The sequence below is a fragment of the Streptomyces sp. S.PNR 29 genome (genome assembly GCF_030386795.1).
GTDB lineage: Bacteria > Actinomycetota > Actinomycetes > Streptomycetales > Streptomycetaceae > Streptomyces.
In genome coordinates this window covers 38,554-62,051 of sequence record NZ_JANUQM010000004.1, presented here as the reverse complement: position 1 = coordinate 62,051, position 23,498 = coordinate 38,554, and the positions used below count along the sequence as shown (strand labels likewise).

Genomic DNA, 23,498 nt, shown 5'->3' with positions numbered 1-23,498 from the left:
CCCTTAAGAGCTCCGAAGTGGGCGCATCAGGCGTGCTCACGCCCCGGTGCCGCGGGCGCGCTCCTGGTGTGTGCTTCGACGGTAACTCCGTGCCCGTACACGGGCGAGCCCCCGCACGCCGCTGGCGTGCGGGGGCTCGTCGCGCAGCCGGCTGCCGGCAGGGCCGGTAGGGCCGGTAGGGCCGGTAGGGCCGGTAGGGCCGGTAGGGCCGGTAGGGCCTAGTAGACGCTGACGCCGTAGGCGCTCAGGGCCTCGGTGACCGGCTGGAAGAAGGTCGTGCCGCCCGAGGTGCAGTTGCCGCTGCCGCCGGAGGTCAGACCGTACGCGGTGCCGTTGCTGCCGTAGAGCGGGCCGCCGGAGTCGCCGGGCTCGGCGCAGACCGTGGTCTGGATCAGGCCGGAGACGATGTCGCCGCCGCCGTAGTTGACGGTCGCGTTCAGGGCGGTGACCCGGCCGCTGTGGGTGCCGGTCGTGGAGCCGTCGCGGATGACGGTGGTGCCCACGCTCGGGGTGGCCGCGCGGGTGATGTCCACGCCGTTCGCGGTGCCGGGCCTGCTGACGGACCCGCTGTACCGCACGATGCCGTAGTCGTTGCCCGGGAAGCTCGAACCGGTGGTCGAGCCGATGACCGTGGTGCGGCCGGAGTTGGAGTACCAGGTGCCCGCGCCGTCGGTGCAGTGACCGGCGGTCAGGAAGTACTGGGTGCCGCTGCTGTTCTGGACGTTGAAGCCGAGGGAGCAGCGCCAGCTACTCGCATAGATGGCGTCGCCGCCCTGGATCAGCTTGTTGAACTTGCCGGGGGTGTGCTTGATCGTGATGGCCTCGGCGTTGGCGCCGGCCTGCTTCTTGATCTTCGCTATCTCGGCCTGGGAGACCGTGCTGTCGACGGTGACGACGACACGGTTGGTCTTGGAGTCGACCGCCCAGGCGGTGCCCGGGACGTCGGCCTTGAGCACCGAGCCGCTGACGCTCTTGAGCTGGGCGCTGCTGAAAGTGGTGGGGGTGTCGGCGTTCGCGCTGGGGACCGCGATCGCGGCGGCGGCCACGAGCCCGGTGGAAACGGCGATCAGCCGGGTCCGTCTCGAAAAACCGCTACGGGGAGTGGTGCGCTTGATCCTCACTTTTCGTTCCTCCACAGGGGAAGTCGGGGGCCCGCGTGGGGTTGTGGGCCCGTGAGGCGCAGCCAGGGGCTCTTGTGGTCCGCATTCCGGATAGGTTGTGCCCCTGACAAGCGCTGGGGCGAGTATTCGGTGGCGCGGCCGACGGGCGCAAGGGTGCCTTTCGGCCGTCAGCCTTTGAGCCACCTGTGCGAGTTGTCCGTCCTGCGGGTGATTTTTCGAGGCGGGTCGCCTTGGGCTGCACGTCAACTCCTGCATCACCTGCAACGTCAACTCCCGTCCTGCGGATCTCGCCGCCGGGGTTGAAGGACTGACGGCGGGTCGACGCCCGCTCAGCAGTCGCAGCCGCAGTCACAGCCGTCGCAGCAGTTGCCGCAGCATTCGCAGCAACCGCAGCAGTCGCTGCAGCCGCCGCAGTCGCAGTCGCAGTTGGTGCAGGGGCCTTGCTTGCGCTCGCGCGACCAGGGGTCCTCGTACGTGCCGCAGCACAGCTGGCACGTACAGGCCAGCCCCAGCCACACGGCGCATCCCGCGAGCAGCCCGCGCCGGTCGCGGTGCGGCGGCTGTGGAGGCAGCGGAGCGCCCGGGCCGCCGGGCGGGGAGTGGGGACCGGCGCCGTGGGCACAGGAGGCGGTGCCGAAGGCCCGGTCGACCGAGCGGCGCAACTCGTGCACCAGCAGCAGGTGCGCGAGCTTCGCGTCCGCGCCGCGCTTTTCCGGGGAGTTCCCTGACCCCCAGGTGACCTCCCGCAGCGCGAGCCGAATCCCGTGCACTGCGTCGTCCGCGAGCCGCCGGGCCTCGGCGAGGGGCGTGCCGGTCGCGGTGAGCGGGTTCCACGCACCCGACACGGCGTCAGCTTCCCGGTCCTCCACGGCGTCCAGGAGGTGCGCCAGCCGTCCGAAGAGGCGCCCGGCCTCGGCGAGCGGCTCGGCGTTCCCCGGCCGCCCGGCGAGGATCGCGGTGTGTGCGAAGGCCGCGGCGGTCGCCGTCTCGGTCGGCTCGGTCACGGCGAGGAGCGGGGTTCCGGGGCCGGCGAGCGCCTCTACGCCGGCCTGCCGGTCCACGGCGTCGACCAGGACGGCGGTGTCGAAACCGACATCCGATCCGGTACGGGCCCCGGCCGCGCCCCAGTTCGCGGCGATCCGGCGCGCGGCGAGCGCCACCGGCCGGCGCGCCAGCAGCCCGTCCCCGTCGGCGACGTGGTCCCGCACCTTCGCCGAGGCGAGCACCAGCGACACGGCCGCCGCGAGCCGCGCCCCCTCGCCGTGCGCCACGGACGCGGTGCGCATCCCGCGCAGCGGACACGGCCCCGCCGTACGCCGCCGCCCGCCCGCGTTCCCCTGGTCGGCCTGAGCCTCCGTCAGGACGGATATGAGCAGCCCGTCGTAGTTCGTCACGACCCGCGCCAACTGCCCGTGGTCCCCGCGCAGCGCGAGACACAGCCCGCACAGGTGGGCCATCCACTGGCCGGCGAGACTCTCCCCGAGCCGGTGACGGCAGGGCCTGACAATTCCGAACACGACGTTCCCCCGTGGTACGCACGATGACGCTGAGCGACGCATCGTATCGACCGGATCTCTTCACCCGTACGCCGCGTTCCTCACCCGTACGCAGCCAAGAATCATATTTCACTCACAGTCAGCATCCGTTTACGGCAAGACCCTTGGGACACACGGACTCTCGACGGATTCGCTGTGCACCAGTACCGTCACAAACCCCCCGCGCGGCGTCTATCCACTTGGCGCACCGTCCGCATCATGGATGACCATAGGGATGCGGAAAGCACGAAAGACCGCTGTGAGAGGAGGCGTCCATGGGATCGGTACGCAAGGCGAGTGCCTGGCTTGGCCTCGTCGACGACAACGAAGACGAGCGTTACTACGACGACGACTACTCCGACGGGACCGAGCCCGGGGATGCCTGGGTCACCGACCCTCGGGTCAAGGTGGCCTCGGACGTCGCCGAGGAGAAGGGCCGTCGCATCGGCACGGTCACCCCGGACAGCTTCCGGGACGCGCGTGCCATCGGGGAGATGTTCCGTGAGGGGGTCCCGGTCATCATGAACCTCACGGCCATGGACGCCGCCGACGCCAAGCGCGTGGTGGACTTCGCGGCCGGGCTGATCTTCGGTCTGCGCGGTTCGATCGAACGGGTCTCCACCCGTGTGTTCCTGCTGAGCCCGGCCGACACGGAGGTCGTCAGCGGGGAGCCGGCGGCGCACCGGACGGACGGCTTCTACAACCAGAGCTGAGGCAGGGCCGCTCACCGGCCCCCGCTCCCCGCGGGTTCTACCGGAACGCGTCGATTCCGGTGAGCGCCTTGCCCAGCACGAGCTGGTGCATCTCGACGGTGCCTTCGTAGGTGAGCACCGATTCGAGATTGGTCGCGTGCCGCATCACGGGATATTCGAGCGAGATCCCGTTGGCACCGAGAATGGTCCGGGCCGTACGGCAGATGTCGATGGCCTCACGGACGTTGTTGAGTTTGCCGAAGCTGACCTGCTCGGGACGCAGGCGGCCGGCGTCCATGCGCCGCCCGAGGTGATGGGCGAGCAGAATTCCCTTGTGCAGTTCGACCGCCATGTCGGCGAGCTTGGCCTGCGTGAGCTGGAAGCCTCCGATGGGCCGCCCGAACTGCTCCCGCGACTTCGCGTACTCCACGGCGGTCTCGAAGCAGCTGCGCGCCGCGCCCATCGCACCCCAGACGATCCCGTAGCGGGCGTGGGACAGACAGCTGAGCGGCCCGCGCAGGCCGGTCACCTCCGGCAGCACGGCATCGGCGGGCAGCCGTACGTCGTCGAGGACGAGTTCACTGGTGACGGAGGCGCGCAGCGACCACTTGTGCCGGATCTCCGGCGCGGAGAACCCGGCGCTGCCGGCCGGCACGACGAACCCGCGGATCCCCTCGTCGGTCTGCGCCCACACGACGGCGACACCCGCCACGGAACCGTTGGTGATCCACATCTTGCGCCCGCTCAGCACCCAGTCGCCGCCGTCCCGCTTGGCGTAGGTGCGCATCGAGGCGGGGTCGGAGCCGTGGTCGGGCTCGGTCAGTCCGAAGCACCCGATGACCTCACCGGCGGCCATGCGCGGCAGCCACGTCTGCTTCTGCTCCTCGGACCCGAACCGGTGGATGGCGTACATGGCGAGGGAGCCCTGTACGGAGACCAGGGACCGGATCCCGGAGTCGGCGGCCTCCAGCTCCAGACAGGCGAGCCCGTACTGCACGGCGCTCGCTCCGGCGCATCCGTATCCGGTGAGCGACATTCCGAGCGCCCCGATACCGCCGAGTTCCCGGGCCAGCTCGCGGATACCGGGAAGCTCCCCCTGCTCGTACCACTCGGCGACGTACGGCAGCACCCGGTCCGCCGCCCAGGCCCGCACGGTGTCCCGGATCGCCAGGTCCTCCGGCTCCAGCAGGTCGTCGATGCCGAGGGGGTCGGCGGGGTCGAACGGGGGCAGCTTCGAGGACGCGGACATGGGACACCCTCCCTGAAAACTAGCACCGCTAGTTACGGCTCTGGAGCCGACGTTACGTAACGGTGTCCCCCGCGTCCACCCCGGGGCGTCAGGCCGAGACGCGGGACTGGGTGACTTCCCGCTGCGCCGGGATCTCGGCCTCCGCCGACGGCACCTCGCACTGCATGGTGCGCGGCAGCCGCAGCGCCATCACGGCACCCAGCAGCAACAGCGCCGCACTCACCAGCAGGGTCACGTGCAGTCCGTACACGAAGGAGTCCCGGGCGGCGTGGCGCAGGGCTGCCCCGGCCGGTCCGCCGAGCTGGGCGGCCACCTCGTAGGCCTCCCCGAGGGAGTGCCCGGCGGCGGCCGACGCCGAGGCGGGCACGCCGGGCACGCCCGCGAGGCCGGGGGTGTAGGCCGCGTTCATCACGCTGCCGAGCAGCGCGATCCCGATACCGGCCCCCAGCTGGTACGACGTCTCGCCGATCGCCGCGGCCCCGCCGGCCTGCTCCTGCGGCGCCTCGCTCAGCATCGACTCGTACGCCCCGAAGAGCGTCGTCTCCAGGCCGAAGCCGAGCAGCACGAACCCGGACACCATCAGCCCGCAGTTGTCCGCCCGGCCCAGCGCCGTCAGCAGCACCACCGCGGCCGCCGTCAGACAGAACCCGAAGCACACCATCCGCCGCGGCCCGAACCGCCGCAGCATCCGCGCCCCGGCCAGCCCCGCCGCCATCGCCGCGAAGGTCAGCGGCAGCAGTCGCAGCCCGGTCTGCAGCGGCGACAGCCCCAGCACCAGCTGCAGGTACTGCGCCGCGATCAGTTCCAGGCCCACCAGCGCGAGCATCGCCAGCACGATGCACCCCACGGACGTGCTGAACGCCGGGCGGGCGAACATCCGCAGGTCCACCAGGGGATGCGTGCGGCGCCGCTGCCGTCGTACGAAGGCGACCAGCAGGGCGGTGCCCGCCACCAGCGGCACCACGGTGAAGAGGCTGCCCACCGGCTCGCCGCCGCCGAGCCGCTTCACGCCGAGGACCGCGCCGAACAGCCCGGCCGCCGCCATCAGCGCGCCGATCACGTCCCAGGGGCCGTTGCCGTCGCCCTTGGACTCGGGCAGCAGCAGACGGCCCACCGGCAGGCTGACCAGCATCAGCGGGATGTTGACGAGGAAGACCGACCCCCACCAGAAGTGCTCCAGCAGGAACCCGCCCAGCAGCGGTCCCACCGCCGCGCCCACGGCGGCCACCGCGCTCCAGATGCCGATCGCGAGCGCCCGCTCGCGCCGGTCCGGGAAGACCTGCCGCAGGATCGACAGGGTCGCCGGCATGATCATCGCCCCGCCGACGCCGAGCAGCGCCCGGGCGACGATCAGGACCTGTGCGTTGTCCGCGAGGGCCGCCATGCCGGAGGCGACACCGAAGAGGGCGTATCCGAGGAGCAGAACCCGTCTGCGGCCGACGCGGTCGCCGAGCGTGCCGAAGAGGATCAGCAGCGAGGCGCAGACGAGGGGGTAGGCGTCGACGATCCAGAGCAGTTCTATGCCGCCGGGCCTGAGGTCCTCGGTGACGGCGGGGACCGCCACGTGCAGCACGGTGGCGTCGACGGCGACGAGCAGCAGACTGACGCAGAGGACGACCAGAACCACCCAGCGGTTGGCACCGGCCCCGGCCGCCCGACGGCGCAGCCCGACGGCAGCCGTGGTCGTCCCGGACATGTACGTACCTCCCAGATGCTCCCTCGCGTTCGGCGGGCTCACGGGGCGGGGACTCCCCGCGACTCGACCGGAGAGGAGCGGGGTCTCCGGTCCGCGCTACGACAAGCGAGTGACACGTCAGCGTACGCGAGTCCGCGCCGAGGTCACGTGGCGGACCTCTCACACTTCCGGCCGAACCGGTGTGGCGTACACCACTCTCTTCCCCGGCAGCCACGCCCCGGCGGGCCGGGCGGTTGCGGGGCGTGCGGATAATCGGGCGGGTGACCGATCTTGCGACGCGCGCGACACCGGCCCGCCCCGGGGCCCTGCGCCGGGCCGCCCCGGCGCTCCTCGGCTACGCGGCCGTACGTGCCCTGGGCCTCGTCGTCCTGGCCGTGTGGAGCGCCGCGCGCGGCAAGAGCGCGTACACGCTGCTGACGGCCCGCTGGGACGCGCTCTGGTACGTCAGGGTGGCCGAGCTGGGCTACGGCTACGAGGTGCGCCTGCCGAACGGCGACGTGCACTCCAACCTCGCCTTCTTCCCGCTGCTGCCCTGGCTGGAGCGGCTGGGCGCGACGATGACGCCGCTGTCGTACGCCGACGCGGGTTTCGTCGTCAGCCTGCTCGCCTCGCTCGCCGCGGCCTGGGGGATCTTCGCGGTGGCGGACCATGTGTACGGGCGCCGGGCGGGGGTGTGCGCGGTGCTGCTGTGGGCGGTGCTGCCCGTCGGGATCGTGCAGTCGATGGCCTACAGCGAGTCGCTGTTCACGGCGCTCGCCGCATGGTCGCTGTACGCGGTCCTGACCGGCCGCTGGGTGACGGCGGGCGGTCTGGCCCTGCTCGCGGGGCTGACCCGTCCGGTGGGGCTCGCGGTGGTGGCGGCGGTGTGGGCGGCCGGGATCGCGGCGTTCCTGCGGAGCGCGGGCACCGGGGCACTCGCACGAAGCGGGGACACCCCGGCGGGGGCGCGCGGCGGGGTCACTGTCGCTCTCGGCATGCTGCTCGCGCCGCTCGGCGCCGCCGGGTACGTCCTGTGGGTCGGCCACCACACCGGCAAGGGCCCGCTCGGCTACCTCGACGTCCAGGCCGGCTGGCGCAACGGCTTCGACGGCGGCTACGCCTTCGCCCGCTTCGTCGCCGAGAAGTTCACGTCGTTCCCGTCGGCCCTGGCGGGGCTCGGGCTGATCGCCGGGGTCGGCCTGGTGGTCTGGCTGTACGTCGTCTGCGTACGGCAGCGCCAGCCGCTCCCGCTGCTGGTGTACGCGGGCGTCGTCACCGCGCTCGCCCTGTGCGCGTCGAGCTACTTCGGCTCCAAGCCGCGCCTGCTGCTGCCCGCCTTCCCCCTGCTGCTGCCCCTCGCCCTGGCGCTGGCCCGGCTGCGTACCTCCAGGTCGGCGCTGGTGGCCGGGGGTGTCGCGGTGGCCTCGGCCGTCTACGGGGCGTTCTGGCTGAACGGCTCCGGTCCGCCCTGACCTGGCGGGCACGGTGAGTGAGCGACCGGAGAATTCCGAACCAGGATTCGGTGAACGAATTCAAAAGTGCAATAAAACCCCCACCCGCTATGATCAAAAGAATTGAAGGTCGCAGCCCGCATGTATTGCGGATTCGCTGGAAATAATCCTCCGCCTGAGAGGAATCCCACATCACATCGTCATCACAAAGCCGCTGATTCGACGGAGTTCAGACCTCACTCGCTGTAACGTCGATTGGGTGCGTACCGAACCGAACCTCACCCGGCTGGACCGGGTGTTCGCGAGGCTGGACCGTGAGCCGGAACGGCCGGCCCACATCGATGTGCCGAAGATGAGCCGGCACAGGGTCGTGCTGCTCGTCTCGACCCTGGCCTTCTATCTGGCGATCGTGTGGGCCGTGGTCATCACCTCGTGGCTGGTCCGGCTCGACTGGCAGGTCATGTTCTTCCGGCCGTACCAGCAGTGGTCCCAGATCCACGCGTTCGTCGACTACTACGTCGTGCTGGGCCAGCGCGGCCCCACCGCCGTGATGGTCGCCGCCTGGCTGGGCTGGCGCTCCTGGCGGCAGCACACGCTGCGGCCGCTGCTCGCACTCGGCGTCTCGCTGCTGCTGCTGAACATCACCGTCGGTGCCGCGAAGTACGGCATGGGCCGCCTCGGCCCGCACTACGCGACCGTGATCGGCTCGAACGAGATGGGCCTGGGCGGCGATATATTTCCCAGCGGCCACACCGCCAACGCCGTGGTGACCTGGGGAATCCTGGCCTATCTGGCCTCCACCCCGAGGGCGCGGCGCTGGCTGTCCGCCGTGTCCGCGGTGACCTCGCTCGGCGTCGGCATGTCCACCGTCTACCTCGGTACGCACTGGCTGAGCGACGTGCTCCTCGGCTGGGTGGCGGGCCTGCTGATCCTGCTCGCCCTGCCGTGGTTCGAGCCGCTGATCACCCGCGCCGAGACCTGGATCCTCGACCTGCGCGACCGCTGGCGCGACCGCCAGGGCGGTGCGGTACCGGTGCCGGCCCCGCTCGCCGCGCCCGTGGTGCTCACGCCGCTGCCCGCCGACCGGGACGGCGTCGCGGCGCACGAGCCGGTCTCCATGGTCTGCTCCCGGGCGCCCGTCCACCTGGCCCAGGGCCACCCGCACGCGGTCCGCTCGGAGCGCACGCCGGTCACTCCGGCCGGCAGCCGCCGCCCGCCGCACCCGGACCGCCTGCCGCGCGGCACGGCACCGGCGGCCCGCCCCCTGACAGGCGGCTGAAGCGCCCGTCCGACGGCGCGGGGCCGGTACGCACACCCCATCCCCGCAGGCCGACGGCCCCGGTTCCCGCACGGGAGCCGGGGCCGTCGCCGTCTGCCGGCCCTGCGGAGCAGACCTGTGTGTCAGCCCTTCCAGGCGCGCGCCACGCGGCCGTCCTTCACCTCGAAGTTCAGCCGGCCCACGCGGTACTCCATGGTGATGATCGCCCCCGGCGGCAGCGCCCGCACCGTCGACCATCCCCGCTCGCGCGCACGCCGTTCCGCCGCGCCGGATTCGAGGCCGACATAGGTGTCCGGACTGTCCTGGGGTTCGCCTGGAGGTGTCGGAATGGATGCCATGCGGCCACGCTATGCCCTGTCCGGCAACCGGGGAAGTCCAGGCAGCAACCGCGTTCCCGCATGCCTCTCGCGTCACACTTCTGTCACAGGATCACGACACGCGTTTCGGTCCGAGTACGTCACACGGACGAGCGGTTCCGCGGGGCTTCCGCAGGCATTCGAGGGAAATTTCCGCGTGTCGTGGCAGCTCTTCCAATAACCCGTCGGAAAGTGCCGGAAGAAGTGCCCCAGGACTCCATTCCATTCCGTCCCGGCGCGGAGCGGCGGGAGCCGACACAGCACAGGAAATACACGGTTCCGGCACACATCCCCCATATGCCCCCGGTCGGAGCGCGGGCGGCGCGCGCCTCATGGCGTGAGCTCGCGGCCACGCGTGGCGCGCGGGCTTCGGCGGGCCCGGAACGCGATGAGCGAAGGGGCGAGCGAGCGATGGGGACGCAGACCGTACCGGCGACGGCGAGACCCGCGGGGACCAGGCAGCGCGGCCGGCTGATCGTCGACTGGCTGACCACCACCGACCACAAGAAGATCGGCCATCTCTACCTGATCACGTCGTTCGGGTTCTTCCTGGCCGCGGGTGCGATGGCGCTGGTGATGCGCGCCGAGCTGGCCCGGCCCGGGCTGCAGCTCGTCGACAACCAGCAGTTCAACCAGTTGTTCACGCTGCACGGCACGATCATGCTGCTGCTGTTCGCGACGCCGACCTTCGCGGGCTTCGCCAACGAGCTGATGCCGCTGCAGATCGGCGCGCCCGACGTGGCCTTCCCGCGGCTGAACATGCTGTCCTACTGGCTGTTCCTGTTCGGCGGGCTGATCGTGCTCGGCTCGCTCGTGGTGCCGTCGGGGCCGGCCGCCTTCGGGTGGTTCGCCTACGCGCCGCTGAACAGCCAGGAGCACTCGCCCGGCGTCGGACCCGACCTGTGGATCATGGGCCTGGCGCTGTCCGGCTTCGGCACGATCCTCGGCGCGGTCAACTTCCTCACCACGATCATCGGGATGCGCGCCCCCGGCATGACGATGTTCCGGATGCCGATCTTCACCTGGAACACGCTGTTCACGTCGGTCCTGATCCTGATGGCGTTCCCGGTGCTCGCGGCGGCGCTGCTGTGCCTGGAGTCGGACCGGCGGTTCGGCTCGCACATCTTCGACGCGACCAACGGCGGGGCGATCCTGTGGCAGCACCTGTTCTGGTTCTTCGGGCATCCCGAGGTGTACATCATCGCGCTGCCGTTCTTCGGGATCATCACCGAGATCATTCCGGTCTTCAGCCGCAAGCCGATGTTCGGCTACCTGACGCTGGTCGGCGCGACGATGACGATCACCGGTCTGTCGGTGGTCGTGTGGGCGCACCACATGTTCGCCACGGGTGCGGTGCTGCTGCCGTACTTCTCCTTCATGAGCTTCCTGATCGCGGTGCCGACGGGCGTGAAGTTCTTCAACTGGACCGGCACCATGATCAGGGGCTCGCTGTCCTTCGAGACGCCGATGCTGTGGGCGGTGGGCTTCCTGGTGACGTTCCTGCTCGGGGGACTGACCGGGGTGATCCTGGCCTCGCCGCCGATGGACTTCCATGTCACCGACTCGTACTTCGTCGTGGCGCACTTCCACTACGTCGTCTTCGGCACCGTCGTGTTCGCGATCTTCGCCGGTTTCTTCTTCTGGTGGCCGAAGTTCACCGGGAAGATGCTCGACGAGCGGCTCGGCAAGATCCAGTTCTGGACGCTGTTCACCGGTTTCCACACCACGTTCCTGGTGCAGCACTGGCTGGGCGCCGAGGGCATGCCGCGCCGGTACGCGGACTATCTCGCCGCGGACGGCTTCACGACGCTGAACACGGTCTCGACCATCGGCTCGTTCCTGCTCGGCCTGTCGACGCTGCCGTTCCTCCACAACGTCTGGAAGACCACCAAGTACGGCGAGAAGGTCGGCGTCGACGACCCCTGGGGCTTCGGGCGCTCCCTGGAGTGGGCGACCTCGTGCCCGCCGCCCCGGCACAACTTCCTCACCCTGCCCCGGATCCGCTCCGAGTCGCCGGCGTTCGACCTGCACCATCCCGAGTACGCGGCCGAGACCCCTCAGCCCGAGCCAAAGCGTCATCAAGCAGGTCGCGAGCCCTCCTGATCACCTCGGTCAGCCCGTCCGGCTCCAGCACCTCGAACGCGAAACCCATCATCATCACGTGGATCACCATCACGTCGAGGCTCGCGGCGCCGGTGCGCAGCAGGCAGCTGTCCGGGCCTTCGGCCTCCAGGACCCCGACGGAGGGTGAGATCCGCTTGGCGGCCACCTCCACGGGCACGAACAGCCGGACCAGGCCGTGCGTGGCGTACGCCCGTGTGGAGACGCCCTGGGAGACATACGCGGCCAGGTCCTCGGCGGGCGGCTCACGCGGGACGAAGCGCGGGCCGTGCGGGGGCTTCGGCGTGACGCGGTCCACGCGGAAGGTGCGCCAGTCCTCCCGGTCGAGGTCCCAGGCGACCAGGTACCAGCGGCGCTCGGAGCACACCAGGCGGTGCGGTTCCACGGTGCGGCGCGTGGTCGCGCCGTCGTGACCGCGGTACTCGAAGCGGAGCCGCTCGGCGTCCCGGCAGAGGTGGGCGAGCTCGGTGAGGACGGCCGGGTCGACGGCGGAGGGCTGGGCGACGCGCAGCATCGGCACGGTGAAGGCGTTGAGGGCGCTCACCCGGCGGCGCAGCCGGTTCGGCAGCACCTGCTCCAGCTTGGCGAGGGCCCGTACGGAGGTTTCGCCGATGCCCTCGATGCCCTGCCAGGCCGCCGTGCGCAGGCCGACGGCGACGGCGACGGCCTCGTCGTCGTCCAGCAGCAGCGGCGGCAGCTCGGCACCCGCGCCCAGCTGGTAGCCGCCGCCCGTGCCGGGGCTGGCGTTGACGGGGTAACCGAGCTCGCGCAGCCGGTCCACGTCCCGGCGCACGGTGCGCGGGGAGACGCCGAGGCGTTCGGCCAGCTCGGTGCCGGACCACTCGCGGTGGGCCTGGAGCAGGGAGAGCAGGCGCAGCAGTCGTGCCGAGGTCTCGAGCATGGTCCGAGTCTGCCAGCCGTCGCGGACAAGTACTGTCCTCAAGTGTCAGGGTGTCACCGCGGTGACGGACAGGGACAGGTCGTTGTCCCGCGTGTAGTACGGCGCGGCCTCCACGGGCCCGTCGGGCGTCCGCACGCGCACGCGTGGACAGATGAGCACGGGCTGCTTGTCGGCGACGTCGTCGAGCAGCCGCGCGATCCGCACCCGCGGCCCCGCCTCCCCCACGGGCCGCAGCCACAGATCCCACACGCCCGGACGCAGGGCGCCGTAGGGCACGGTGAGGCGGAACTCCGCCTGGCCGACGGCGACACCGGTCCGGCGGACGGGGCGCGAGCCGTGCCGTTCCCGCAGTTCGGCACAGGCGTCGGGGCCGAGCCGGATGCCGTAGACCCGCCCTCGTACGGTCAGCTCGGCGTCCTCCAGGCGGAGCTCGTCCGCCTCGGCGTGCGGGGCGCGCAGCCAGCTGCGGACGCTGAGGTTGCCCTGCCGGGTGGCGTAGGGGATGCGGACGGCGACGCGGGAGCCGGTGGGTGTGCGGGCGGTCAGCGAGCGCAGGTCGGTGACGCCGGGCGCCAGGCGGCGCGGTTCGCCGTCGGCCACGCGCGCGTAGGCGTCCCAGCGTCCCTCGGGCAGGGCGACGCTGCTGGGCAGCGCGGCCCGCAGCCGGCCCACGGCGGCAGGGGCGAGCGGCAGGCTGACCTCCTGGTGCGTGTCGCGGCGGCGCAGCAGCAGGTGGGCCACGCCGGTGCCCCCGTGCGTGGTGACGTCGAAGGTCAGCCCGCCCGCGGAGTCGGCGATGCAGTCGGCGCGCAGCTGTGCGGCCTGCGAGGCAGGCGACGTCATGCGGTGCGGTTCCTCCCTTTCCTGCCTCGGCTCCTGTTGCCGGGTTAGACCGGGAAACCGGCCCTGTGGTTGCCCCCCGCGGCCGGTGTGGGCGCCGGTCACGGCTCGTACGCCAGCAGCGGCACCTTGAAACAGGTGCGGTTCATGGACCCCTGGGAGACCCAGCCCCGGTCGTCCTCCCAGCGGGCGACCGACAGGCAGATCCTGCGGGTCTTCGGCGGTTCGGCCAGCCGCGCGAAGTCGACGGGGAGCAGCAGACCGCCGGCGGTGTAGCCGTCGCTGCGGTTCATGAAGTCGTCGACGCACGCGTGCGTGATGCCCGTGCGCGCGCAGGACCGGGCCGCGTCCGTGAACCACCGGGCGGCCGCCCAGCCCTCCAGCTGCCACTGGGAGTGCGTCGTCAGCCCCCTGGTGGCGTTCCGGAACTCCCGTACGGCCTTGTTGCGGGTGTCCTGGAAGTTGCGGCTGGATCCGGTCGTCCACAGGGCGTTGCGGCAGCGCGGGGAGTCCTTGTAGTCCTTGGGGACGGTGGACGTCCAGTTCTGCACGTTGGTGACCTTGGCGAGGACATCGACGCCGGCGTCGTCCATCGCCTCGCACAGCCGGGCGTTGCCGTGGGTGTCGATGGCGTCGAAGACGAGGTCGGCGCCCTGCTCCTTCAGGTCGGCCGCGACCGCGCGGAAGTTGGGCAGCGCGAAGTCGACCTGCTCGGTGACGACCTCGTAGCCCTCGGCTTTCAGTCCCCGCTCGACGAGCCGGGCGTAGGCGGCGGACGCCGACTGGTTGTAGGAGACGACGGCGGCCGTGCGGGCCCCGTGCTCGCGCTTGAAGTAGCGGTAGACCTCGGTGCCGCCGTACAGCTTGCCGTCCCAGCCGGGGGTGCCGTCGCGGGGCGCGAGGCTGCCGTAGATGCCGTACAGGTGGGGATAGGTGTCGTAGGCGGCGCCGATGGGCTGGCCGCCGATGTCGGGCACGCGCGCGTGGGAGACCCGGGGGGCACCGGCGTAGTCGAGGGCCGTGGTGGCGACCAGGGCGACGACCCGGTCCTCGTCGATCAGCTTGTGCACGCACTCGTTGTTGCCCACGCCGCTGCCGCCGTCGTCGCACAGGCGCACCTCGACCCGGCGGCCGTCGATGCCCCCGCGCTCGTTGAGCCGGTCGAAGTACGCCTTGGCGCCGTCGCGCGGGCCGGTGAAGGCGTGGCCGCCGACCGGGCTGGTGGCGCTGGTGATGATGCCGACGCGGATCGGCTCGCCCGTGCCACGCGTGGGCGCGGACGTCCGGTCGTCGCGCTCGAAGTCACGCTCCGGGAGGCGGCTGCCGCAGGCCGCGCTCAGCGCGAGCAGCGCCGCCGCGGCCAGTGCCTCAGCAGCCCGGGATCGGCGACGCCGACCCATTGCCGCTCATCTGGACCAGTGCGCACAGCGTCTTGGTGGACACCTTCCAGACGCCGTCCTGCTCGACCGCCGTTCCGGAGGCGTTCGGCAGGGCGGTGGCGCCCTTCAGGGTCAGGGTGTACGTCACGTTCGCCCCGGTCGCCGAGGTGAACTCGACCTTGGTGACCTTCGCCCGGACCTGCCCGCCGCGCTCGTCACCGCTGAACGCCTGCAGCACCGGGGCCATCCGGTCGCCGTTCTCCAGCAGGTCCTGCTTGTCCTGCAGGGAGGTCGCGGGGTCGAAGAACTTCTCCCAGTTCTGCCGGATCTCGGTCTCCGCCGCCGCCCGGTCCGCGGGCGCGGTGGCCGGCGCGCTCGTCGTCCGCTCCACGGTCGGGGTCGGGGGTGTGGTGCCGTCGCCGCCGTCGTCGTCCCCGCAGGCCGCGAGGGCCGGAGCGAGTGCCAGGAGCAGGGCGGCCGCCAGCGCCGTTCCCCGTCCTGCCGCCCTCGGGCCGCGTTCCCTCCGTGCGTTCCCCCGCCTGAGGTCGCTGCCGAGAACCATCTGGCTCACCACCGGGTGTCGGTCCGGGCCATGCGCGCCCGGTGCTTTCAGGGTCAGCTTCCAGGAGGCATAGTGCAAGCCATCGGCAGACTTGGACAGTGGCATACAGGCACGTGCACAGACACCCGACGTGTGGGAGCCAGTGATGCGGACAGCCCGACTGCGGACCGTGCATCCCGTCCTGTGGGCCGGATGGGCCGCGCTCGCCGCGGGGGCCGTACTGTGCGTCATCGGCTGGTACGGAGTCTCCGGCGAGCGGTACGCCGAACGGCAGCTGCCCTACCTCGCGTCCTGCACGGTCCCCGGCGCCGCGCTGATCATCGCGGGGGCGGTGCTGCTCACCCACGGCCGGGGTGCGCAGGCCGCCGCGCGCGTGGAGGAGCTGTACGGCCTCCTGGTGGCCGCCGAGCCCTCCGACGCGGACACGTCCGGTCAGGCGGCCCCCTCGCCGGTCGCGGTCAGCGGGGAGATGCTGATGGTGCCGGGCGGCACGCTGTGGCACCGCGCGGACTGTCCGCTGGTCGCCGGGAAGGTGGAGTCCGTCCCCGTGGACCCCGAGCTGGTGGCGAGCGGCGAGCTGGGCCCCTGCCCGATCTGTGAGCCTGCAGAAGAAACCGACTGATGTCCTCGCTGACGTACGACCTCACCCTCGCCGGTCTGTCGGTGGGCAGCGCCGCCGCGCTCACCGGGATCGGCCTGGTCGTGACGTACCGCGCGACGGGCGTGCTCAACTTCGCGCACGGCGCGACGGCCATGGTGTGCGCGTACGTGCTGCGGCAGTGCGTGGTCGAGTGGGGCTGGCCGCTGTGGGCGGGGGCCACGGTGACCCTGCTGGTCCTGGCGCCGGGGATCGGGGTGGTGCTGGAACGGTTCGTCTTCCGGCCCCTGTCGGTGCTGGGCGGTGACCCGGCGCAGACGCTGGTGGCGTCCATCGGGGTGTTCGTGCTGCTGGTGGGCGGGGCGGCGCTGCTGTGGGGGCAGGGGGCGCGGGAGGACGCGCCGCAGCTGGTGCCGGACGAGCCGTGGGGACAGCTGGCGGTGGTGGTCGTACTGGCCGTCGGCGTCGGGGCGGTGATCCGGTGGACGCGGTTCGGGCGGGAGCTGCGGGCCGTGGTGGACGACCGGAGGCTCGCGGTGCTCGGCGGGATCGACGCGGACCGGGTGGCAGCGGCGGGATGGGCGTTCGGGGCGTTCACGGCGGGCCTGACGGGTGTACTGCTGGCGCCGTACGTGCGGCTGGACCCGTACGGGCTGCCGCTGCTGGTGATGGAGGTGGTGGCGGTCGCGGTGGCCGCCCGGATGCGGAGCCTGCCGGTCGCCGTCGCCGCGGCCCTCGGCATCGGGGTCGCGCAGAGCCAGCTGACGCGGCTGCACCCCACCGGGTGGGGCGAGCCGCTGCTGCAGGCGGTGGGCGCCAACCTCTTCGTGGTGGCGCTGCTGGTCGCGGCCCTTGTGCTGCCCGGGGTGGGCACGCGCGACGCGCTGCCACGCACGGCCACCGCGCGCGCGCCGACGCCGCAGGGCGTCTGGATCGTGGCCTTCGTGCTGTTCCTGCTGCCGCTCGGCTTCGCGGGCCGGGACCTGCACACCTCGGTCCAGGTCCCGGCGCTGGGCGTGGTGCTGCTGTCCCTGGTCGTGGTCACCGGCCGCGGCGGCCAGATCTCGCTGGGGCAGGCGGCGTACGCCGGTCTCGGCGCCCTGTTCACGGCGCTGCTGGCGGCGGGCCGCTTCCCGGGGCTGCCCCGGATGCCGGAGCTGGCGGCGCTCGCGGTGGCGGTCGTCCTGGTGGCCCCGCTCGGGCTGCTGACCGGCTGGCCGGCGATCGGTCGCCAGGGCCTGGCACTGGCGCTGGCCACCTTCGCGGTCGGTGTCGGTGTGAGCCGCTTCGTCTTCGCCCAGCCGTACGCCACGTCCGGCCTGTCCCTCGGCCGCCCCGCCGGCTTCGCCGGGGACCGCGCCTACTACGTCCTGGAGCTGCTCCTCCTGGCGGGCGCCCTGCTGGCCGTGCACGCGCTGCGCCGGGGCCGCACGGGCCGGGCCCTCGCGGCGATGCGGGACCACGAGCCGGGGGCGCAGGCGGCGGGCGTCCAGGTCCCCTCCCTCAAGCTCCTGGCGTTCGTCTCGGGCGCCGCGCTGGCCGCCCTCGGCGGCGGCATGCTCGGCATGGGCCTGCGCGCCTTCGACCCCGCCGCGTACGACCCCGTCCGCGGCCTGCTGTGGTTCGCCGCGGTCGTCGTCCTCGGCGCCGACAGCACCCTGGGCGCCCTGACCGCCGCGGCCCTCCTGGTCGGCCTCGACGCCGGGACGCGCGGCGGGGTGGCGGCGGCGGTGATCGGCATGCTGGCGGTGCTGGCCGGACGCCTTCCCGGGGGCCCGTACGAGGCCGTGCTCGCGGCGGTGACCCGGCTGCGGCTGCGGCGGAGCGTGACGCTGACACCGGTGGGGACGTGGGCGAGGGCACGTGTACGGCCGACGGGACGGCCGGAGGCGCGTCGGCCGGCGCCGGCCGGGGCGACGGCGGTGGGGCGGGGCGGCTCGGCAGGCCGGTATGAGCGGGGCGGCGGGCCCCCGGACCACGAACCCACTGGCACGGCACGTTCGGAAGAGGACGCCAGGACGGCACGTGCTGGAGGGGACGCCGGAGCGGCGCGTACCGGAGGCGACACCGGAGCCGCACGTACGAAAGGGGACACCGGAGCCGCACGTACGGAAGGACACGCCGGAACCGCGCGTGCGGAATCAGACGGCGAGGGCAATCGGGCGCACGGCGGCCCACCGGCCGGACATCGCGCCGCGCAGCGGTCGGCGCGGCCGGCCCGGGCGGACGGGCGGCGCGGCGCCCCACCGGGTCGGCGAAGCCGACGCGCGGAAGCCGCCCCGCCCGACCGCACGGTCGCCGCTCCCGTCCCGGCCCCGGCCGGTCCCCGCGCCCCTTCCTCCCCCACCCCGTCCTTGATCGGCCCGCGTGCCCCCTCCTCCCCCATCCTCAGGGCCCACCGCCTCCATGCCCGCTACGGCGGTTTCACCGCCCTCGACGGGGTCGGCCTGGACGTGCCCGCGGGGCGGGTCACGGCGATCGTCGGGCCCAACGGTGCCGGGAAGAGCACCCTCTTCCACTGCCTGGCCGGGACGCTGCGCCCCGCGCGCGGAGAGGTGTCCTACGGCGGGCAGAACATCACGCGGCTGTCCGCCCACGCGCGCACCCGGCTCGGTATCGCACGGACCTTTCAGCAGCTGGCCGTCTTCCCGACACTGACCGTCGCCGAGAACGTCCGCGTCGGCGCCGAGCAGGGCCGCGTCGCGGATCCGCACGCCGTGGAGCGCGCGCTGCGGCTGCTGGGGCTGGACGGGCCGGTACGGGCGCTGCCCGCCGCGGGGCTGCCCACCGGGACGCTGCGCCGCGTGGAGCTGGCCCGGGCTCTCGCGGGCGGTCCGCGCGTGCTGCTGCTCGACGAACCCGCCGCCGGCCTCGACACCGCCGAGGTGGCCGCGCTGGCCCGCGTGCTCAGAGCGCTGGCCGCCGACGGCACGGCGCTGCTCGTCGTCGAGCACGATCTCGACCTGGTCGCCGGCCTCGCCGACGCCGTGCATGTGATGACCGCCGGCCGGATCGTCGCCTCGGGCCCGCCCGACCGCGTCCTCGGCTCCCTGGGAACGGTGGGCCGATGACCATCTCCCTGCGGCACGCGCGCGTGCGGTACGGCCCTGTGGAGGCACTGCACGGCATCACCCTCGCCGCGCCGGGCCCCGGTCTGACGGTCCTGCTGGGCCGCAACGGCTCCGGCCGCAGCACCGCCCTGCGCGCGCTGGCCGGGACGGTGCGGCTGTCCGGCGGGGCGGTGGTGTGGGACGGCACCGACGTGACCCGCGTACCGGCGTACGAGCGGGCCCGGCGCGGGCTGTGCCTGGTACCGGAGCGGCGGGCCGTGTTCGGCTCGCTCACCGTCCGCGAGAACCTGGAACTCGCCGCACAGCGGTACGACTTCGCCCTCGACGCCTACCCCCGGCTGCGCCCCCTGCTCGCGCGCCGCGCCGGCACCCTCTCCGGTGGCGAGCAGCGCATGCTCGCCCTGTCCCGCGCACTGCTGGCACGCGCGCGCGTGGTGCTGGTCGACGAGCCCGCCCAGGGCATGTCGCCCACGGTCGCGGCCCGCACGTACGAGCTGCTCGGCTCACTCGACGCATGTGTGGTGATCGCCGAGCAGCGGCTGCCGCCCGCCCTGCACCGCCCACCGGCCCTCGTGTACGAACTGAGCCGCGGCACGGTGGTGTTCAGCGGCGAGGCGGGCGAGTTGCGGGCCCGCGGCTGACTGCCGCGCTCAGCGACGCCGAGGGCCCCACCCGGCATGGGCCGGGCGGGGCCCCGCGCCCCGGGCGGAGGGGGAACGGCTCAGATGTCGAGGCGCTGCCCGGGGACGATCATGTCGGGATCACCGCCGATGACGTCCTTGTTGGCGGCGTAGAGCTTCTTCCAGGTGATCCCGTGCCGGGCGGCGATACCGCTCAGCGAGTCGCCCTCACGGACGGTGTAGTCGCCGCGGGACGAGCCCCGGTCGGCGCGGTCCGTCGATCGCGCCGGCACCTTGGACGGGGCCTGGGACGGGGCCGTGTTCACCGTGTCCGGCCCGGAGGCGGACGCTGCGGGCGCGCTGCCGGACGCCCCGGCACGCGCCGAACAGGTCGGCCACGCGCCCCACCCCTGGGCGCGCTGGACCTTCGTGGCGACCGCGATCTGCTGCGCCTTGGAGGCCTGGTCGGCGGTCGGCGCGTAGGCCGTGCCGCCGTACGCGCGCCAGGTGGAGGCGGAGAACTGCAGTCCGCCGTAGTAGCCGTTGCCGGTGTTGATGTGCCAGTTGCCGCCGCTCTCGCACTGGGCGATGCGGTCCCACACTCCGCTGTCCGCCGCCGCGGCGTTGCCGGTCGCGGCCAGCAGTCCCAGGGGCGCGAGCAGTGCCGCCCCGGCGAGGACCGCTGTCGTACGGTTCGTCGCACGTTTCTTGGGGGCGCTGTCGCGAGTGGTATCGGCACATTCAGACATGTAGGTCCCTCTCGAAGGACTCGGGATCCCCCAAGGCGAGGCGCGCTTCCCACGCGTAGGACGCGGTCGTCGCGCTCCGCCCCCGTCCGCCGGAGGCTGTGCTGAGAGCCGACACCTGACGAAGCGTGCGGCCGGCGGACGTACCCGAGCGGTGCTCGTTGCACACGGCCGAGGAATGTAAGGAGCATCCACGGCCTGGAGCAACCAACCCCATGTCGCTCCAGGCCAGTTGACTGTTACCTCAGGTATCAGTAATTTTCGGCCACCCACTTCATTCGCTGATTTCGTGATTTGTCGACCACCTTCCTGGGCGATCTGTGACCCACCTCACTCGTCCAACGCCCTTGCGTCCAAGCGCACTTGACGGTGAGTGGTCGATTCCGCATCGCAGGTGACCCTGCGCGTCGGATGGTTCGATTCCGTTCGCCGTCGGGCGTGACCCCCACCACAGATCACCCGTTGTCTTCTTCATGAGCCCGGGACCCACCCGGATCACGGGCCGGGAGCCACCCGGCCTCGCCACGTACCGCATCCCGAGGGAGCCACCCGTGCCGCGCATGCTCGACGTCAGCGACGAGGTACGCGCCGAGATCGGCGACGAAGAAGCCGACCGCCTGCTCGCCGGAGAGACCGCCCCGGGCAGTTACGACTGCACGTCCTGCCGCACCCCGGGCGACTCCGAGCAGGAGCGCACCAGCACCGTCCTGTTCATCGGGGACGAGACCGCCGTCCTCGCCTTCGCCCACGCCAGCTGCCTGCCCTCGCAGGTCGTCCAGGTCACCGAGGAGCAGCTCCAGGGTGCCGTGAAGTCCATCACCGGAGACAGCGTCGACCTGGAGCCCGGGAAGGTCGTCCCCGAGCAGGCCGTGCTCGGCGTGACCAGCGGACTGGTCCTGATCGCGGACGAGTTGCACCCCGCCCTGGTGGTGGAGCCCACCGGACCCATCGTGCGCCCCGGTGCGACCGGTGTCGGCGACGACTTCCTGCCGCTCCTCATCGAGCAGGGCTTCATGCCGCTGACCGCGCTGTCCGCCGTACCGCCGGTGCTGCACGGCTGGTCCGTGCTGCTCGCCATGGGCCGGCTGCACGCGGTGCTGCAGCCGGCCGCCGTGGGCGCGCAGCCGGTGGCGTGGTGGCAGGCGCACCAGCCGCTCCAGGTAACCGACGGGTGGCGGGCCGCCGCCAACAAGCACCAGCAGGTGCTGATGTTCGCGGCGCCGGTGGGTTCGATCGGGCGTCAGCCCCGGGAGGACCTGCTGCGGGACGCCCTGGACAAGGCCGCGGCGAGCGGCCAGTTGGTCGGGGCCGCGCTGCCGCTCGCGGGCACCTGAGCGCCGCGCCCCCTACGGCGTCGCCCAGCCGCATCCCTTCGACGCCGGGGTCGTTTGCACATACGTGCACACCTACGACGTTCCCCGCCGCCAGTCCTACCAGTCGATCCCCTCATCGTGGGCGGCTCAGGATACTCAGGGCGGCCCATCGGCCACGCCGATCTACGACGCGCTCTACGCCGAGTACGTCAAGTCCTTCCGTGCGCTGCCCGGTGACCGCAGCGGTGAGGAGGAGCTGGGGTTCACCGCCTTCGGGAACATCCCGCGCAAGGCGCACTGGCATCGCGTCGGGCACATCGGCCAGCACGGCACCGGGATGCACCATGTGCCGGCCGCACTGCCGCCGGCCCCCCGCAGAGGCGTCTGAAGGGGACGGCACCATGACGAAGGGCGGCCCTGTCGGGGCCGCCCTTCGTCATGTGGTCCAGGTGTTACTTCGTGTTACTTCTTCTTCGCACCGCGCTTCTCGCGCACCCGCACCGAGATGTGGACCGGCGTCCCCTCGAAGCCGAACTCCTCGCGCAGGCGGCGCTCGATGAAGCGCCGGTAGCCGGCCTCGATGAAGCCGGTGGCGAAGAGCACGAACCGCGGAGGCTTGGTGCCCGCCTGCGTGCCGAACAGGATGCGCGGCTGCTTTCCGCCCCGGATCGGGTGCGGGTGCGCGGCGACCAGCTCACCGAGGAAGGCGTTCAGCCGGCCCGTCGGCACCCGGGTCTCCCAGCCGGCGAGGGCCGTCTCGATCGCCGGTACCAGCTTCTCCATGTGGCGGCCGGTGCGCGCCGAGACGTTGACCCGCGGCGCCCACGACACCTGGCCGAGCTCCGTCTCGATCTCCCGCTCCAGGTAGTAGCGGCGCTCCTCGTCGAGGGTGTCCCACTTGTTGAAGGCGAGGACCAGCGCGCGGCCCGCCTCGACGGCCATGGTGACGATCCGCTGGTCCTGCACCGAGATGGACTCGGCTGCGTCGATCAGGACGACGGCGACCTCGGCCTTCTCGACGGCGGCCGCGGTGCGCAGCGAGGCGTAGTAGTCGGCGCCCTGCTGGAGGTGGACGCGCTTGCGGATGCCGGCGGTGTCGACGAACTTCCAGGTCTTGCCGCCGAGTTCGATCAGCTCGTCGACCGGGTCGCGGGTGGTGCCCGCGAGTTCGTTGACGACGACGCGCTCCTCACCGGCCACCTTGTTCAGCAGCGAGGACTTGCCGACGTTCGGGCGGCCGATCAGGGCGACGCGGCGCGGGCCGCCGATGCCGGCTCCGCCGAAGGTCTCGCGCGGCGCCTCCGGCAGCGCTTCCAGCACCTGGTCGAGCATGTCGCCGGTGCCGCGGCCGTGCAGGGCCGAAACCGGGTAGGGCTCGCCGAGACCCAGCGACCACAGGTACGCGGCGTCGGCCTCGCCGCTCGGGCCGTCCACCTTGTTGGCGCACAGCACGACGGGCTTGCCTGCCTTGCGCAGCAGGCGGACGACCGCCTCGTCGGTGTCGGTCGCGCCCACCTTGGCGTCGACGACGAAGACGACGGCGTCGGCGGCCTCGATGGCGTACTCGGCCTGCGCGGCGACGGAGGCGTCGATGCCGAGGACGTCCTGCTCCCAGCCGCCGGTGTCGACGACCTTGAAGCGGCGGCCCGACCACTCGGCCTCGTACGTGACGCGGTCGCGGGTGACGCCGGGCTTGTCCTCGACGACCGCCTCGCGGCGGCCGATGATGCGGTTCACCAGAGTCGACTTGCCGACATTGGGGCGGCCGACGACGGCGAGCACGGGCAGCGGGCCGTGCCCGGCCGCCTCGATCGCGCCCTCGACCTCCTCCAGATCGAAGCCCTCTTCCGCGGCGAGCTCCATGAACTCCGCGTACTCGGCGTCGCCAAGCGCTCCGTGGTCGTGCTCCTCGCCCGAGCCCTCGGAGTGGATGTGGTCGTTCATGAAGTCCGTACCTCGTTCATCGTGGTGATCGGTGGCGCACCCCGT

20 protein-coding genes are annotated in these 23,498 nt (G+C 72.3%); 9 read left to right on the top strand and 11 right to left on the bottom strand.

The features are described 5' to 3' along the window. Positions 1-218: 218 nt before the first annotated feature. Both NW895_RS12735 and NW895_RS12730 read right to left on the bottom strand, forming a co-directional pair. Complete coding sequence (locus tag NW895_RS12735; RefSeq protein ID WP_289935580.1) at positions 219-1,121, bottom strand: S1 family peptidase; 903 nt, start codon at positions 1,119-1,121, stop codon at positions 219-221. A 329-nt stretch (positions 1,122-1,450) separates the two neighbouring features. Further along, positions 1,451-2,638 (bottom strand): DUF5685 family protein, encoded by a 1,188-nt coding sequence (locus NW895_RS12730; RefSeq protein WP_289935579.1) that lies wholly within the window; start codon positions 2,636-2,638, stop codon positions 1,451-1,453. A gap of 293 nt (positions 2,639-2,931) precedes the next feature. On the opposite strand from NW895_RS12730, the gene NW895_RS12725 reads away from it, so the two are divergent. Continuing rightward, positions 2,932-3,369 (top strand): cell division protein SepF, encoded by a 438-nt coding sequence (locus tag NW895_RS12725; protein ID WP_289935578.1) that lies wholly within the window; start codon positions 2,932-2,934, stop codon positions 3,367-3,369. 37 nt (positions 3,370-3,406) lie between these two features. Here the strand turns inward: NW895_RS12725 and NW895_RS12720 are convergent, their stop codons facing one another. Both NW895_RS12720 and NW895_RS12715 read right to left on the bottom strand, forming a co-directional pair. Next, positions 3,407-4,597: an acyl-CoA dehydrogenase family protein gene (locus tag NW895_RS12720; protein ID WP_289935577.1), complete on the bottom strand. Its 1,191-nt coding sequence runs from the start codon at positions 4,595-4,597 to the stop codon at positions 3,407-3,409. A gap of 88 nt (positions 4,598-4,685) precedes the next feature. Further along, positions 4,686-6,293: an MFS transporter gene (locus NW895_RS12715; protein ID WP_289935576.1), complete on the bottom strand. Its 1,608-nt coding sequence runs from the start codon at positions 6,291-6,293 to the stop codon at positions 4,686-4,688. Between the two features lie 260 nt (positions 6,294-6,553). On the opposite strand from NW895_RS12715, the gene NW895_RS12710 reads away from it, so the two are divergent. Together NW895_RS12710 and NW895_RS12705 are read left to right on the top strand one after the other, a co-directional pair. Then, positions 6,554-7,744 carry a mannosyltransferase family protein gene (locus NW895_RS12710; protein ID WP_289935575.1) on the top strand — a complete coding sequence of 397 codons (1,191 nt, stop codon included), beginning with the start codon at positions 6,554-6,556 and terminating at the stop codon, positions 7,742-7,744. Between the two features lie 238 nt (positions 7,745-7,982). Then, positions 7,983-9,002: a phosphatase PAP2 family protein gene (locus tag NW895_RS12705; protein WP_289935574.1), complete on the top strand. Its 1,020-nt coding sequence runs from the start codon at positions 7,983-7,985 to the stop codon at positions 9,000-9,002. 122 nt (positions 9,003-9,124) lie between these two features. Here NW895_RS12705 and NW895_RS12700 read toward each other — a convergent pair whose 3' ends face one another. After that, positions 9,125-9,340 (bottom strand): I78 family peptidase inhibitor, encoded by a 216-nt coding sequence (locus NW895_RS12700; RefSeq protein WP_289935573.1) that lies wholly within the window; start codon positions 9,338-9,340, stop codon positions 9,125-9,127. Positions 9,341-9,769: 429 nt separating this feature from the next. Between NW895_RS12700 and ctaD the strand changes: the two genes are divergently transcribed. Then, entirely contained in the window at positions 9,770-11,461 is a 1,692-nt protein-coding gene (gene ctaD, locus NW895_RS12695) for a cytochrome c oxidase subunit I (protein WP_289935572.1), read from the top strand. Here the strand turns inward: ctaD and NW895_RS12690 are convergent. The 4 genes from NW895_RS12690 to NW895_RS12675 form a co-directional block, all read right to left on the bottom strand. Then, positions 11,343-12,380 carry a YafY family protein gene (locus NW895_RS12690; protein WP_289935571.1) on the bottom strand — a complete coding sequence of 346 codons (1,038 nt, stop codon included), beginning with the start codon at positions 12,378-12,380 and terminating at the stop codon, positions 11,343-11,345. The genes ctaD and NW895_RS12690 overlap by 119 nt on opposite strands. A gap of 45 nt (positions 12,381-12,425) precedes the next feature. Continuing rightward, complete coding sequence (locus tag NW895_RS12685) at positions 12,426-13,223, bottom strand: hypothetical protein (protein WP_289935570.1); 798 nt, start codon at positions 13,221-13,223, stop codon at positions 12,426-12,428. Between the two features lie 98 nt (positions 13,224-13,321). After that, the gene (locus NW895_RS12680; protein ID WP_289935569.1) at positions 13,322-14,620 is read right to left on the bottom strand and encodes an ABC transporter substrate-binding protein; all 1,299 of its coding nucleotides are present in this window, start codon (positions 14,618-14,620) and stop codon (positions 13,322-13,324) included. Next, entirely contained in the window at positions 14,589-15,161 is a 573-nt protein-coding gene (locus tag NW895_RS12675; protein ID WP_289935568.1) for a hypothetical protein, read from the bottom strand. The genes NW895_RS12680 and NW895_RS12675 overlap by 32 nt, the downstream gene beginning before the upstream one ends. A 145-nt stretch (positions 15,162-15,306) precedes the next feature. Here NW895_RS12675 and NW895_RS12670 point away from each other — a divergent pair, with 145 nt between their 5' ends. From NW895_RS12670 to NW895_RS12660, 3 genes are read left to right on the top strand one after another with little or no spacing between them, the layout of a single operon-like run. Then, the gene (locus NW895_RS12670; protein WP_289935567.1) at positions 15,307-15,783 is read left to right on the top strand and encodes a hypothetical protein; all 477 of its coding nucleotides are present in this window, start codon (positions 15,307-15,309) and stop codon (positions 15,781-15,783) included. After that, positions 15,783-18,830: an ATP-binding cassette domain-containing protein gene (locus NW895_RS12665; RefSeq protein ID WP_289935566.1), complete on the top strand. Its 3,048-nt coding sequence runs from the start codon at positions 15,783-15,785 to the stop codon at positions 18,828-18,830. Before NW895_RS12670 ends, NW895_RS12665 begins: the two co-directional genes overlap by 1 nt. Continuing rightward, positions 18,827-19,471, top strand: coding sequence for an ATP-binding cassette domain-containing protein (locus tag NW895_RS12660; protein WP_289935565.1), 645 nt, complete (start codon positions 18,827-18,829; stop codon positions 19,469-19,471). The genes NW895_RS12665 and NW895_RS12660 overlap by 4 nt, the downstream gene beginning before the upstream one ends. Positions 19,472-19,551: 80 nt before the next feature. Here the strand turns inward: NW895_RS12660 and NW895_RS12655 are convergent, their stop codons facing one another. Then, positions 19,552-20,199, bottom strand: coding sequence for a transglycosylase family protein (locus NW895_RS12655; protein ID WP_289935564.1), 648 nt, complete (start codon positions 20,197-20,199; stop codon positions 19,552-19,554). A 548-nt stretch (positions 20,200-20,747) separates the two neighbouring features. On the opposite strand from NW895_RS12655, the gene NW895_RS12650 reads away from it, so the two are divergent. Both NW895_RS12650 and NW895_RS12645 read left to right on the top strand, forming a co-directional pair. After that, positions 20,748-21,530: a hypothetical protein gene (locus tag NW895_RS12650; RefSeq protein WP_289936006.1), complete on the top strand. Its 783-nt coding sequence runs from the start codon at positions 20,748-20,750 to the stop codon at positions 21,528-21,530. 64 nt (positions 21,531-21,594) lie between these two features. Beyond that, complete coding sequence (locus tag NW895_RS12645) at positions 21,595-21,897, top strand: hypothetical protein (protein ID WP_289935563.1); 303 nt, start codon at positions 21,595-21,597, stop codon at positions 21,895-21,897. Between the two features lie 74 nt (positions 21,898-21,971). Here the strand turns inward: NW895_RS12645 and der are convergent, their stop codons facing one another. Next, entirely contained in the window at positions 21,972-23,453 is a 1,482-nt protein-coding gene (gene der, locus NW895_RS12640) for a ribosome biogenesis GTPase Der (RefSeq protein WP_289935561.1), read from the bottom strand. Between the last annotated feature and the right edge of the window lie 45 nt (positions 23,454-23,498).

What these genes read in the sequence shown, in the direction of transcription:
- NW895_RS12690 (WP_289935571.1), bottom strand. Translation starts at nt 12,380, where the DNA reads ATGCTCGAGACCTCGGCACGACTGCTGCGCCTGCTCTCCCTGCTCCAG.
- NW895_RS12675 (WP_289935568.1), bottom strand. Translation starts at nt 15,161, where the DNA reads ATGGTTCTCGGCAGCGACCTCAGGCGGGGGAACGCACGGAGGGAACGC.
- ctaD (WP_289935572.1), top strand. Translation starts at nt 9,770, where the DNA reads ATGGGGACGCAGACCGTACCGGCGACGGCGAGACCCGCGGGGACCAGG.
- NW895_RS12715 (WP_289935576.1), bottom strand. Translation starts at nt 6,293, where the DNA reads ATGTCCGGGACGACCACGGCTGCCGTCGGGCTGCGCCGTCGGGCGGCC.
- NW895_RS12725 (WP_289935578.1), top strand. Translation starts at nt 2,932, where the DNA reads ATGGGATCGGTACGCAAGGCGAGTGCCTGGCTTGGCCTCGTCGACGAC.
- NW895_RS12670 (WP_289935567.1), top strand. Translation starts at nt 15,307, where the DNA reads ATGCGGACAGCCCGACTGCGGACCGTGCATCCCGTCCTGTGGGCCGGA.
- NW895_RS12700 (WP_289935573.1), bottom strand. Translation starts at nt 9,340, where the DNA reads ATGGCATCCATTCCGACACCTCCAGGCGAACCCCAGGACAGTCCGGAC.
- NW895_RS12680 (WP_289935569.1), bottom strand. Translation starts at nt 14,620, where the DNA reads ATGGGTCGGCGTCGCCGATCCCGGGCTGCTGAGGCACTGGCCGCGGCG.
- NW895_RS12685 (WP_289935570.1), bottom strand. Translation starts at nt 13,223, where the DNA reads ATGACGTCGCCTGCCTCGCAGGCCGCACAGCTGCGCGCCGACTGCATC.
- NW895_RS12655 (WP_289935564.1), bottom strand. Translation starts at nt 20,199, where the DNA reads ATGTCTGAATGTGCCGATACCACTCGCGACAGCGCCCCCAAGAAACGT.
- NW895_RS12720 (WP_289935577.1), bottom strand. Translation starts at nt 4,597, where the DNA reads ATGTCCGCGTCCTCGAAGCTGCCCCCGTTCGACCCCGCCGACCCCCTC.
- NW895_RS12660 (WP_289935565.1), top strand. Translation starts at nt 18,827, where the DNA reads ATGACCATCTCCCTGCGGCACGCGCGCGTGCGGTACGGCCCTGTGGAG.
- NW895_RS12665 (WP_289935566.1), top strand. Translation starts at nt 15,783, where the DNA reads ATGTCCTCGCTGACGTACGACCTCACCCTCGCCGGTCTGTCGGTGGGC.
- der (WP_289935561.1), bottom strand. Translation starts at nt 23,453, where the DNA reads ATGAACGACCACATCCACTCCGAGGGCTCGGGCGAGGAGCACGACCAC.